Consider the following 13,438-nt stretch of genomic DNA (forward strand, 5'->3'; position numbering starts at 1 on the left):
GAAGAAATCCCCAAAAATCAACAAAAAAACAGGAGATAATACAATGGAAGAAGAAAAACTCACGCAAAGTCAGATCGACGGTGTTGAATATCGCCGTGCCAAACTCTGGCAGATTATTCTTGTCGCATTCAACGCCTTTAACGGCATGGCCGTGTATTTCCTGATTGGCCTTGCCAGCTACTCGGCCAGCATCGGGTACGGCATCGCAACAGTGGTAGTCGGCGGTCTGCTGACCTTTACCCGCATTTTTGATGCGATTACCGATCCGTTGCTTGCCTTTGTGTATGACCGCTTCAACACACCCTTCGGCAAAGTTCGTCCGCTGCTGTTCATCGGCTGGGTGATCGAGTGTACCGGGCTCCTGTGCCTTTTCAATGTGTTCTCCAGCAAAGGACACGGCATCCCCGTGTTCCTGGCATGCTATATGATTTATGTAGTTGGCTACACCATTGTGAACATTACCGCTCAGACCATCCCTGCCCTGATGACCAATGATCCGAAGCAGCGCCCGACCGTTGGTGTTTGGCAGACTGCCCTCAATTACATCACACCGATGGCTCTGAACATCATTGTTTACACCAAAATCATGCCGGCAATGGGCGGCGGCTTCAATCAGGATTTCCTGAACGTGGTCTGCTGGATGTGCATTGCCATCTCCTTTATCGGTGTCGTTCTTGTCAGTATCGGTGTTTCTGAGTACGACAGGCCCGAAAACTTCAGGGGCATCGGCAAGACAGAGCGCCTCAAGCTGAAGGACATGGTCGACGTGCTTTGCCACAATAAGCCGCTGCAGAGTTACATCATATCCGCCTCTTCCGATAAGATTGCCCAGCAGGCTGCTTCCGCCTCCATCGTCAGCACGATGCTCAACGGCATTCTGATCGGCAATATGGGCCTGGCGACTATGCTGAGCATGATCGGTATGTTCCCCTCCATCATTTTCGCCATTGTCGGTGCGCATTACGCCGGTAGGCACGGCAACAAGGAATCCATCATCGCCTGGACCCGCTACAGCCTCTTTGCTAACGTCGCCATGATTGTGTTTTTCATTATCACGAAATATACTGTCGGCACAACAGCGATCTCCTCATCTCAGCTTTTTAAGACAATCTTCGTTGTTCTGACCTTTACCGTTAACGGTTTTGCCATGTGCGTCACCACCGCCAACACCGGCTTTATAGCCGATATTATCGACTTTGAGCTGGACCGCAATGGCAAATACATCCCTGCCGTTGTGACCGGCACTTACAGTCTGGTGGACAAGATCGTGTCTTCTTTATCCGCTGCTATCGCCACAGGCTGTGTTGCCCTGATCGGCTATACCTCCACCATGCCCCAGCCTACTGATCCGCAGACGGACAGTATCTTTTGGATGACAATGTTCCTGCGCTACGGTCTTGCAGTCCTGGGCTTCATCTGCACGCTGCTGGCCATGCGCAAGTGCAAGCTTGGCCGCGCCGAGATGGTTGAAGTACAGAAACGCATCAACGCGAAGAAATCAGCAGCGCAGGAAGAACTATTCGACAAAGAACTTCATAAGGGAGATTTGAAAAATGCGTAAAATTACCACCTTGACAGACGGTTGGCGTTTCGGGAAGAGCCGGGATGCCATGATCGAGAACGTCACACTGCCGCACACCTGGAACGCTGTTGACGGACAGGATGGAGGCAATGATTATTATCGCGGTACCTGCTGGTATATGCGCGAGCTTACAGAGGAGGAGACAGCAGGTGAGCGCCTGTTTCTGGAAATCAATGGCGCTGCCAACACCTGCGAGGTCTGGCTCAATGGCGAACGGCTGACTCATCATGAAGGAGGTTACTCCACATTCCGCGTGGAACTGAGCGGGAAGCTGCAAAAGCAAAAGAAGAATCTGCTGGAAATCTCTGTAAGCAATGAGGAAAATTCGACGGTCTACCCCCAGAAGGCAGATTTCACCTTCTACGGCGGTTTGTACCGGTCGGTAAATCTGATTTCCGTTCCGGAGGAACATTTTGAATTATTAAAGGACGGAACCCCCGGCATCAAGGTCACACCAGTGGTGGATCTTGAAAGTAAAAGCGCCACGGTTACGGTGGAAACCTGGCATAATGGCAAGTCGGTCGATATCACCGTCAACGGCGAGACCCGGACTGTAGAGCACTGCGCTGAGTTTGTCATCGAAAACGTTCATCTTTGGGATGGATTGAATGATCCCTATCTCTATACTGCGACGGCAAAGCTGCCTTCAGGAGATGAGGTTTCCACACGTTTCGGGTGCCGTGTCTTTACCTTCGACTCAGAGAAGGGCTTCTTCCTCAACGGCCGCAGTTACCCGCTGCGCGGCGTGAGTCGTCATCAGGACCTCAAGGGCAAGGGCAACGCCCTCTCTTATGAGGATCATGCTGCCGATATGGCCATCATCCGCGAACTTGGCGCAAACTCGCTGCGGCTTGCCCATTACCAGCATGCGCAGGAGTTCTATGATCTCTGCGATGAAAACGGTATCGTGGTCTGGGCGGAGATCCCGTATATCACGATGCACATGCAAAACGGGCGGCAGAACACGCTCGATCAGATGCGCGAGCTGATTACCCAGTGCTACAACCACCCCTGCATTGCGGTCTGGGGCCTTTCCAATGAGATCACCGCGGCGAGCGCCGTGAACGAGGATCTGCTGGAGAACCACCGTGCGCTCAACGCTCTTTGCCATCGCATGGATCCCACGCGCCTGACCACGATGGCCAATGTTTTTATGCTGGAGATCGATAGTCCCATTCTCGAGATTCCCGATATCAACAGCTACAATCTGTATTTCGGCTGGTATCTGGGGGAGCTGGAACAGACCGATGAGTTCTTTGACGAGTACCACGCGAAGTATCCGGAACGTGTCATCGGATTCTCGGAGTACGGTGCGGACGCCAACCCCGCCTATCATTCTTCTAATCCCCAAAAGGGAGATTACACCGAAGAGTATCAGGCACTCTATCACGAGCACATGCTCGCCATGATCGAGGCGAGGCCTTATCTCTGGGCAACATACGTGTGGAACCTCTTTGATTTTGCGGCAGACGGCCGCGACGAGGGCGGCAAGCATGGCGAGAATCAGAAGGGGCTTGTGACCTTTGATCGTCAACTGCGAAAGGACGCTTTTTATCTCTACAAGGCAGCCTGGAACAAAGAGCAGCCCTTCGTTCACATAACGGGTAAGCGTTATAAAAACCGCGCCGAAGCCGAGACCGAGATCAAGGTCTACTCTAACTGTGATGAAGTGAAGCTTTATGTGGACGACATGCTGATCGGCACGCAGAAGGGCAAGACGATCTTTCGCTTCCGCATCCCGCTGCTGGGCGATCAGATGATCCGCGCCGAGGGCGACGGCTGCAGCGACGTAACGGTGATCCGCCGCGTTGACGTGCCGGATGAAAGCTACATCTTCAACAAGGCTGCGGCCAGCGTCACCAACTGGTTCGATGCGGGCGAAATCGACCCGAACTGCTTTTCTATCAACGACACGCTCGGCGAGATCCGGCAGCATCCGGAGGCCGGGGCGATCGTGAATGCTATGATAGCTAAGGGAGCCTCCGAACGTGGCGACGTGGCCGACGCTGTGAAGGACAATCCCGCACTACAGCGCATGATGGGGCGCATGACCATGATGAGCCTTCTCAAACAGAGCGGTGCGGATGAGAAATCCATCAGGCAACTCAACAGGATATTGCAGGGAATCAAAAAATGAAGACTTATGTTCAACAGATCATGCTGGGTACGGTGACTTCGAATGAAGCACAGGCTCGTGAGACACTGGAAAAAATCAAGGCAGCCGGATATGACGGTCTTGAGCTCAATTCCTTTATGATTCATCCGACCGGGATGCTGGTGCGCATGCTGACGAAAGCGGCCGGCATGCCCACCGGAAAGGGCGGAAAACTCGACTGGCACGCTCTGCTAGCGGAAAGCAATCTTGGCGTTTCCAGCCTTCATACGGATCTCGGCAGCCTGGAGCGTGATGCTTCTGCTGTCGCTGCAGAAGCAAAGAGTTTCGGCACGGATAAGGTCGTAATCACTGGCATGTACCGTTTCGACTATAGCGACGAAAAGGCTTTGCGCGAGTTGGCCGGGCGGCTTAACAGAGTGGGAGAAGTGCTGAAAAAAGAGAGCGTCGAGCTCCTGTACCACAACCACAACGTCGAACTGCTGCTGCTCGGAAGAGGAAAACGTGCTTACGACGTACTGATTGACGAGACTGATCCATGCTTTGTCAGTTTCGAGTTCGACAGTTACTGGTTCACCGATGGCGGGGCAGATGCGAAGAGCTGGATGAAACGACTCGGCAGCAGGATGAAGCTCTGGCATGTCACCGATCGCGGCAGCCGTCAGTCGGGCCCGTCTATCACGCCGATTCTAAAAGCTGACAGCATGGAGCTTGGCACCGGGAACATGGATCTCGATGGTCTGCTCGCGATTGCACAGGAAAACGGCGTGGAGAGTGTCATTCTGGAGAGCCATAGAAACTGGGTGAATAAAGACCCGATCAAAAGTCTGGAAGTCAGCGCCAGCTGGCTGAATGAAAGGAAATAATATGAGTATGCTTTTGCAGAACCGCCTGCCCGCACGATGGGAGGCCAAATGGATCGATCCCGAGGTGCCACATGACAAGGAACAGCGGCAGCCCGCCTCTGTTCTGCGCCGCCGTTTCACAATGGATAATACGGGAAACGCCGTGCTGTATATCACTTGTCACGGTTTGTATGAGGCGGTTCTTAACGGCACGCGCGTCGGCAGCTTCGTGCTGGCACCCGGCACGGGTGACTACCATAAACGATTGTGTGTACAGGCCTACGATGTTTCTGATCTGCTCCGTAAAGGCGAGAATGAGCTGATTGTCACCCTCGGCGACGGCTGGTACCGCGGCTGCGTAGGCATTGACGGGCTGCGGAATTTCTACGGCGAGGATCTCGCCTTGCTCTGCCAGATCGAGCTCGACGGCAAGGCTGCTCTTTGCAGCGATGAAAGCTGGGAGGCCAGTCAGAGCGGACCGATACGCGAAAATGATCTCCAGCAGGGTGAGACATACGATGCACGCATGGAGGAGATTGCCGGCTGGCATGCTGTTACCGTGCGGGACTTCGGCTTTGACCATCTCTGTGGCGAGGCCTTCGTACCGGTCTGTGAGCATGAGCGCTTCGAGGGAAAGCTGATCCGTACGCCGAACGGTGAGACGGTGATCGACTTTGGCCAAAACCTTGCTGGCTATACGGAGATTCGTGTAAGGGCCAAGGAGGGACAGCGAATCGTGATTTGGCACGGCGAGACCCTGGACGAAAACGGCAACTTCACCCAGTCCAATTTTGACCCGGGCGCGCGTAACAAGAACGGGGGCATCCCGCAAAAGCTGGAATACATCTGCAAAGACGGGCTGAACATCTATAAACCGCGCTTCACGATCTTCGGTTTCCGTTACGCAAAGATAGAAGCCGATATTGACCTGACGGATGCGCGGTTCACCTCAATCGCTGTTTACTCCGACATGTCGCAGACTGCGTTTTTCAACTGCGGTAACGCTGAGGTGAACCGCCTCTTTGAAAACTGCCTGTGGTCCATGCGCTCGAATTTCTGTGACATCCCCACCGATTGTCCCACCCGTGAGCGCGCGGGATGGACAGGCGACGCAGGCGTCTTCGCACCGACGGGTCTGATGTTGATGGACTGCGCACCGGTTCTGCGCAAATGGCTTGGCGAGTGCCGGCTGGCGCAGCGCGAGGATGGACTGGTACAGAATATTGCTCCGGTGAACAACTCAGGATCGATGATCTCAAACATGCTGCAGGGTTCCGCCGGCTGGGGCGATGCCTGTGTGCTGGTGCCCTGGGCGATTTATGAGGCTACGGGAGACAGGTCGATTCTTGAGGAAAACTACGACATGATGCGCCGCTGGATGATTTTCTGCGAAAAGCGCGCCGCTAAAACACGGCCACAGAATCTCCGGAACCCGTATAAAAAATATCTGGTGGATGAGGGGTTCCACTTCGGGGAGTGGTGCCAGCCGGATGTGGACAACATGGACGCAATGAAAAAGAACATGATGTTCGGCGCGCCGGAGGTTGCCACGGCCTATTATTTCAAGTCTGCCACGCTGATGTCCAAGATTGCCGCGATTCTCGGCAAACAGGAGGAAGCGGATAAATTCAATGAAATCGCGGAGGGCGCAAAGAAGGCATATCGCTATACATGCACAAAGAACTGCGTGATCAAATCTGACCGCCAGTGCGAATACGTGCGCCCCATTGCTTTCGGGCTGCTGGATAGCGGGGAAGCAAAGGCTGCTGCGGAAGCGCTGAATGATCTGGTTGTTCAGAACGGCTATCACCTGAATACCGGTTTTCTCTCTACTCCTGATCTCTGCCGCGTACTCGCGGACTGCGGCTATACGGACACTGCCTATAAGCTTCTGCTGCAGGAAGATTGCCCCGGCTGGCTCTACGCGGTGAAGAAGGGCGCGACCACGACCTGGGAGACCTGGGACGGAGTGCGCAGGGACGGCACGGTGCACGATTCCCTCAATCACTACTCCTACGGAGCAATTGCCGGATGGCTGCTCGATGGTGTCTGCGGTATTCAGTTCAAAGCCGGGAAGCTCACGATCCATCCACATCCACATCCCACCCTTGGGTTTGCCAGGGCTGAGCGGCGTACGCTGTACGGCACGGTCAAAAGCGCCTGGTGCTATAAAAACGGAAGATTGGTCTTTGATATTTCAGTGCCCGCCCCGGCCAGGGTCGAGCTGCCGAACGGGGTAACACACGAAGTTACCAAGGGAGAATACCATTATGAAGTATATCTGTAACCCTATCAATGTTAGCTACCGTTATCAGTTTAATGCCGATCCGCGCAAGGGCGGAGAACTGCAGATCTGCCGTGAGGCAGCCGATCCCTCAATGATTCTTTTCAAGGGTCGTTACTACATCTTCGCGTCCATGACACTGGGTGTCTGGGTGTCGGACGATCTGGCACACTGGGAGAGCTATCGTCTGCCGGAGGGGCTGCCTTTCTATGATTACGCTCCGGATGTACGCGTAATCGGAGATTATGTGTACTTCTGTGCCTCTGCACGCGAGCACAGCTGTGACCGCTGGCGCACGAAAGATGTTCTGAACGGCCCCTATGAGCGCATGGAAGGTTCTTTCCCATTCTGGGATCCGAATCTCTTTCTGGATGACGACGGGCGTGTATATTTCTACTGGGGGTGTTCCAACGAGACGCCAATTTACGGCGTGGAGCTCGATCCAGAGACTATGCTTCCGAGGAACGAAGCGGTTGCTGTCGTAGAAGGCCATCCCTTTGAGATCGGCTACGAGCGCGTCGGTGAGGACAACAGCACACTGCCAGCCTCCGCGGAAGAGGTCGAGGCAAGATATCAGGCATATCTCAAGTCCAGGAACATGACGGAGAGCATGGTCCCTGAAAACCTTCGGCCACTTATCCGCGGCATGTTTTCCAACAAACCCTATATTGAAGGAGCGTGGATGGACAAACATTGCGGGAAGTACTATCTGCAATACGCCGCCCCCGGAACGCAGTACAATACCTATTCCGACGGCGTCTATGTGGGAGAAAGCCCGCTTGGCCCCTTCCGGCTGTCTGAAAACAACCCCTATTCCTACAAGCCGGGCGGCTTCCTTCCTGGTGCGGGTCATGGCTCGACGATGAGGGATAAAAATGGAGGTTTCTGGCATACGGCGACGATGCGAATCTCGGTGAACCATGACTTTGAGCGCCGCGTGGGTCTATGGCCCGCGGGGTTTGATAATGATGGCGAACTCTTCTGCAACCAGCGTTACGGCGACTGGCCGATGGCGCTTGAAGGCGATCCCTGGCGCGATCCGGCCTGGATGCTGCTGAGTGTGGGAAAGGCAGCGACCGCTTCTTCCTTTGTCCCTGGCCACGAACCTTCGATGGCAACGGAAGAGAACGTGCAGACCTGGTGGCGGGCAGCAGGCAACAGCCGCAACGAGTGGCTGTGCGTCGATCTCGGGAAGCAATTCAAGGTGCACGCCGTGCAGGTAAACTTTGCTGATGACAGGATCGACACTCCCTGTCCGGGAGAGATCCGTCCCGGCTCGCAGGCGCGCTACATCGATGAAGCGGAGCGCATTACGCAGTGGAAGCTGGAGGGGAGCGTTGATGGGGAAAAATGGTTTGTCATCGAGGACAAGTCCGACACCGAAACCGATCTTCCCCATGATCTGATCATACGCGAGGAAGGTATTGATGTCCGGTATCTACGCCTGAGCGATATGGCTGTGCCCTTTGAGCAGGCGCCGTGCGTCTCCGGTCTTCGTGTCTTTGGCCTGGGGGATGGCGAAAAGCCAGCCGAGCCGGTCTTTTCTGCTGCGCGAACGGGCGATCTGGACATGGTGGTACAGATCAGGGAACAGATGGACACTTTGGGATACAACATCCTCTTCGGTTCCTCGCCGGAGAAGTTATATCACAGCTATATGATTTTCAAGGCCGGCTCGCAGCGTGTCGGTGCGCTGATCAAGGGCCGTGAATACTATGTTCGTGTGGATGCTTTTAACGAAAACGGTATCACTAAGGGCAAGTGTGTGAAACTGTAAGGGGGGAAGAAAATGGCATTTACGAAGGGATTTCTGATCGGCGCAGCGACCGCTGCCCATCAGGTTGAGGGCAACAACAGAAACAGCGACTATTGGATTCAGGAGCATCTGCCGCACAGCAGTTTCATCGAGCCCAGCGGCGAAGCCTGCGACCATTACCACCGTTATGAAGAAGATATAAAGCTGATGGCAGCGGCCGGGCTGAATGCCTACCGCTTCTCTGTTGAGTGGGCACGCATTGAGCCCGAGGAAGGGCAGTTCGATGAGCGGGAGATTGAGCACTACCGTGACGTGATCCGCTGCTGTCGGGCGAACGGCATAGAACCCATTGTGACGCTGATGCATTTCACCTCCCCTGCATGGCTGATTCGCAAGGGCGGCTGGGAAGCGGAGAGCACTATCGGGTACTTCCGCCGATACGCCGCTTACGTTACCGAAAAGCTCGGCGCGGAGCTGAACTACATCTGTACGATCAACGAGGCTAACATGGGCCTGCAGTTAGCGGCGATCTCCAGGCGCTTCCGCCTGATGGCCGAACAGGCGGCGAAGAGCGCGGACTCTGGCGCGAAGAAAGCTGAAGGTACCGTACAAGTAGGCATGAACTTTAAGAAAATGATGGAGAACATGAAATTCGCCGCCATCGAGAACAACCAGGCCTTTGGAACGCCACAGCCTCAGATCTTTGTAAGCTCCCGCACGCCCGAGGGCGACGCACTGGTCTTTCGCGCGCATCAGGCGGCGAAGGAAGCTATTAAGGCTCTGTACCCCGACATCAGGGTGGGCATTACGCTCTCCCTGCATGATCTGCAGGCGATGCCGGGAGGGGAGAGCTATGCCGAGGCTGCCTGGGACGAGGAGTTCAGGCACTACCTGCCGTTTATCGCAGACGACGACTTTCTCGGCGTGCAGAATTATACCCGCACGCAGTACGGTCCCGCCGGACAGCTGCCCTGCCCCGAGGGAGCGGAACTGACCCAGATGGACTACGAGTTCTATCCCGAGGCTCTGGAGCATGTGATCCGTCGTGTTGCCGAGGACTTTAAAGGGGATCTGATCGTCACGGAGAACGGGATTGCTGTCTCGGACGATTCGCGCCGGGTGGAATTTGTCCGTCGTGCGCTTGCGGGTGTTGAGAGCTGCGTCAAAGACGGCATCCCCCTCAAGGGCTATATGTACTGGAGCCTGCTGGATAATTTCGAGTGGCAGAAGGGATTTTCCATGACCTTCGGACTGATCGCCGTCGACCGCACCACACAGACGCGCACGCCAAAGGAGAGCCTCGCCTTCCTGGGGTCTTATAGAAAGTAAACGTCCATTCGATAAATCATTCCACAAACTGTATAAGCAACGGATTGCCCGGTTTGGCTGCGGCCTGTATGGCGTTAAGAGCATACAAGGAAACGAGACTGTCCGGTGAAATATAAAGTGGTATCGAATACGTGTGTCTTCAAAAATAAGGAGGAGATTCCATGCCGATGCAAATGGCCGTTCATATGGATGATCCGCCCTGGGACATCTTCGGTCTGCCGCGACTTCTGGTAGATGAGGCGAGCATAGACCGTTTTCTTAAATCGGGTGTTTCGTGTCTTCGGTCCTGATGCCGGCGTCGACTCGATCGGCGATGCGCCGTCTATCAAGGAACTCGCGGCCTTTCTCGGTGCACTGGACGATACAGGGGAACTGCCCAGAACGATCCTGTATTCTCTCAATCCCAACGACAATGCCGCTCTTGTGACCGTGATGGGCGCCTTTCAGACAAGCGGGGGTGTCAGCAAGGTCCAGAACGGAAGCGCCTGGTGGTTCAACGACCATAAGCAGGGCATGATCAATCAGCTCACGACTCTCGCCGCAGACGGCTATCTTGCGGGATTCATCGGTATGCTGACTGACTCGCGCAGCTTCCTCAGCTACGCCCGGCACGAGTACTTTCGACGCATCCTCTGCGATCTGATCGGCGGCTGGGTGGAAAACGGCGAGTTTCCAAATGATGAAAAGGCCCTTTTGTCCATTGTAGAAGGTATTTGCTTCCGGAATGCGGAGAGGTACTTCGATTTGTGATAGAGACCCGGCCCTTTCAGTATCAATGCTTTTGCTGTTGAACTGTTCCGTTTCCGGCAAAAAGAATAAAAAATACAGAGATAACAGAAAGAAGCCAGAGGCTCGGACAGCAAGTACTTGCGCTGTCCGAGCTTCTTTATTTACGCGAGCGTCGCGATAGCGAGATAAAACTCGCGCAGCGTGTTTTATCTCGTTTGATATCATATTTTGCGTTGAGAACGGATGTGTCTGCCGTTACTGCCTGACAATTGATGCAAGAAGAATTATATATGCAGGAGAATATTTGGCTTTTAACCCATAATACGTTACAATTAAAAAACAATTTTTAATAACAATGATATTACAGCATGGGAGATGTTGAATGATTAAACCGATAGTAAAAGATGTATTTTTTCTCGGACAGAAATCTGAGGCAGCTACAAAGCAGGATCTGTCCGTCGGACAGGATCTCATGGATACCCTGCAGGCTAACCAGGATCACTGCGTCGGCATGGCGGCCAACATGATTGGAGTGAAGAAAAGAATCATCATTGTCAACATGGGATTCATGAATGTCGTGATGTATAACCCTGTCATTGTGAGAAAAGACACGCCGTATGAGACGGAAGAAGGCTGTCTGTCGCTGCCCGGCGTCCGGAAGACCACACGGTATCAGAATATCGAAGTCGAATACTATGACAGCAGCTGGAAGAAGCGCCGCCAGAGCTGTTCCGGGTGGACGGCACAGATCATCCAGCATGAGTGTGACCATCTCGCGGGGGTTATTATATGAGTGCGCCGGAATCATGGAAAGCGGCTTATCGCGAGCTGCTTGAGACAATCATCCATATGGGCTACCCGGAAGAATTCGGCAAGGCAATCGCGAAGAATCTCGGATCGGAAAAGACCATGCGCCGCATGACGGCATATCTGTATGCCGCAAAGCCGCGGACAGCGGAGGAAATCGCTGATGAGATGCTGGCAATCATGAGCGACCGTGAGCGGTGGATCGCGAAGAAAGAGGCGGAGACAGCCAACGCCAGATATAATGAGTTTCTTAACTATGGATTCGGTGAAGGTGACGAAGATGATTGATTGCATGTGATGCCGCTGCATTCTCGTGATTTTTGATAATATGAAGTGACCTTACATTTGTAGCCGTGTGGTGAGCCGCGAAGAAATCCGGGAAAATGATTACAATCTGAAGTGAGATGTTGGTTTTCTTGAAAATACTTGTTGCGTTCACTGGAATATGTTAGAATGTTTTCCATTAGCGACTGCAAGTGCGGAGAATTCCGAAAAGGAAAACAGGTGAGAATCCTGTACTGTCCCGCAACTGTAATTGGTTTTTTGTGCCAGAATGCCACTGGGCCGGGTGCCTGGGAAGGCGGTACAGAATATGGCCATAAGTCAGGAAGCCTGCTTGCAGTTTGTAAATAACGGTTACGGCAGATAATGTTATTACAAAAAGAACTTGTGAGACAAAACACCGGGGCAGAGAATCCGGTTTGTTTTTGATTGCTGTTTTGTGCCGTTTTCGTTGGAAAACGGTTTTTTTTATGCCGTAATTATACTCTTCAATCAAATCATCATATTTCCAGTTAGAAAGGAATCAAGGAAATGAAAAACAAAGTATGGAAACAGATTGTGGCTGTCATGCTGTCATCCGGTCTGGCATTAGGGATTGCCGGATGCGGAGGAGGCTCCTCTTCGGGAGATTCCGGACAAAGTGCCGCATCCTCTTCTGTGGCAGCGAATGTCACTTCAGCTTCCAAGGAACAGGAGGTAGGATCTTCAGAAAACGCTGTTTCCGGATCCCAGGTATCGGAACAGGAGACCGTTGTTACGTCATCTTCTGTGGAAGCAACATCCAAACACACGCAGTATCCTGTAACAATTAAGACATATGGTTCGGACGGAAAGGCGATCGAAACCACCTACGAGAAAGCACCGGAGAAGGTTCTGGCCGTCTATCAGGGCAGTATAGAAACACTGCTTGCTCTGGGACTTCAGGATCACATCGTGGCGGCTGCGGGACTGGACAACGCTGTTCCGGACAGCATGAAGAATGCCTTTGACAGTCTGAATTACCTGGATGAGTTCACTCCTTCCAAAGAAACGGTTACGATGCTGGAACCGGATATGATTTTGTCCTGGGGGTCTCTGTTCCAGGAAAAAACACTGGGCGATACGATGGACTGGATCAACAAGGGAACCAATGTTTACATCAATTCCAATACTGCCCGTAATGACAGCCCCCGGACACTGGAAAATGAGTATCAGGACATCCTCAACCTTGGAATTATTTTTGATGTTCAGGACAGGGCAGAAGCTATCGTTAATAAAATGAAAAGTACAATAGCAGATGTGCTTGCTCAGGCAGGGAGCCAGCAGGAAAAGCCTTCGGTTATGATTCTGGAATCCAATGACGATACATTCACCAATTACGGGGCGGATTCGCTTGGAGGCGACATGGTGACGCAGCTGGGGGCAGAGCTGGCAAATCCGGATGCATCTGAAGTGGGAAAGGAAGATATCATCGCAGCCGATCCGGATGTTATTTTTGTTGTGTATATGCCATATTCCGGAGATGATCCGCAGACAATCCAGGATGAGAAGCTGGCGGTCTTCAATGATGATAAGACTTTTCAGAGCCTGTCCGCGGTGAAGAATGGACGGGTTGTTCCGATAATGCTGAGCGAGATGTACGCTGCGGCAACCAGGACACAGGATGGAATTGAAACCTTTGCCAAGGGCCTTTATCCCGATGCCGGATTCAGTTTTTAAGCAGGTGACAGGA

9 protein-coding genes, 2 pseudogenes and 1 riboswitch are annotated in these 13,438 nt (G+C 53.2%); all 11 genes and pseudogenes read left to right on the top strand.

Features of this window, described 5'->3' with window-relative positions; all coding sequences use genetic code 11:
- Positions 1-43: 43 nt before the first annotated feature.
- The 11 genes and pseudogenes from ACTNDI_RS03620 (at position 44) to ACTNDI_RS03670 (ending at position 13,425) form a co-directional block, all read left to right on the top strand.
- Entirely contained in the window at positions 44-1,561 is a 1,518-nt protein-coding gene (locus ACTNDI_RS03620; RefSeq protein WP_441099393.1) for an MFS transporter, read from the top strand.
- A complete protein-coding gene (locus ACTNDI_RS03625) occupies positions 1,554-3,719 on the top strand; it encodes a glycoside hydrolase family 2 TIM barrel-domain containing protein (RefSeq protein ID WP_441099394.1) in 2,166 nt (721 codons plus the stop codon). Before ACTNDI_RS03620 ends, ACTNDI_RS03625 begins: the two co-directional genes overlap by 8 nt.
- Positions 3,716-4,561: a sugar phosphate isomerase/epimerase family protein gene (locus ACTNDI_RS03630; protein WP_441099395.1), complete on the top strand. Its 846-nt coding sequence runs from the start codon at positions 3,716-3,718 to the stop codon at positions 4,559-4,561. Before ACTNDI_RS03625 ends, ACTNDI_RS03630 begins: the two co-directional genes overlap by 4 nt.
- Before the next feature lies 1 nt (position 4,562).
- Positions 4,563-6,827, top strand: coding sequence for a family 78 glycoside hydrolase catalytic domain (locus ACTNDI_RS03635; protein ID WP_441099396.1), 2,265 nt, complete (start codon positions 4,563-4,565; stop codon positions 6,825-6,827).
- Positions 6,811-8,601: a family 43 glycosylhydrolase gene (locus ACTNDI_RS03640; protein ID WP_441099397.1), complete on the top strand. Its 1,791-nt coding sequence runs from the start codon at positions 6,811-6,813 to the stop codon at positions 8,599-8,601. The genes ACTNDI_RS03635 and ACTNDI_RS03640 overlap by 17 nt, the downstream gene beginning before the upstream one ends.
- Before the next feature lie 12 nt (positions 8,602-8,613).
- The gene (locus ACTNDI_RS03645; protein WP_441099398.1) at positions 8,614-9,909 is read left to right on the top strand and encodes a glycoside hydrolase family 1 protein; all 1,296 of its coding nucleotides are present in this window, start codon (positions 8,614-8,616) and stop codon (positions 9,907-9,909) included.
- 167 nt (positions 9,910-10,076) lie between these two features.
- A pseudogene (locus ACTNDI_RS03650) lies at positions 10,077-10,172 on the top strand (mannonate dehydratase); the annotation flags it as partial.
- A gap of 1 nt (position 10,173) precedes the next feature.
- Positions 10,174-10,659 (top strand): annotated as a pseudogene (locus ACTNDI_RS03655) (glucuronate isomerase); the annotation flags it as partial.
- Between the two features lie 361 nt (positions 10,660-11,020).
- Entirely contained in the window at positions 11,021-11,431 is a 411-nt protein-coding gene (locus ACTNDI_RS03660) for a peptide deformylase (RefSeq protein WP_441099399.1), read from the top strand.
- Complete coding sequence (locus ACTNDI_RS03665) at positions 11,428-11,733, top strand: hypothetical protein (protein WP_441099400.1); 306 nt, start codon at positions 11,428-11,430, stop codon at positions 11,731-11,733. Before ACTNDI_RS03660 ends, ACTNDI_RS03665 begins: the two co-directional genes overlap by 4 nt.
- 169 nt (positions 11,734-11,902) lie before the next feature.
- Positions 11,903-12,079, top strand: a riboswitch (cobalamin riboswitch).
- Positions 12,080-12,258: 179 nt separating this feature from the next.
- A complete protein-coding gene (locus ACTNDI_RS03670) occupies positions 12,259-13,425 on the top strand; it encodes an ABC transporter substrate-binding protein (protein WP_441099401.1) in 1,167 nt (388 codons plus the stop codon).
- Positions 13,426-13,438: the final 13 nt, after the last annotated feature.

The sequence above is a fragment of the Bilifractor sp. HCP3S3_D3 genome (assembly GCF_052063915.1).
Lineage (GTDB): Bacteria > Bacillota > Clostridia > Lachnospirales > Lachnospiraceae > Bilifractor.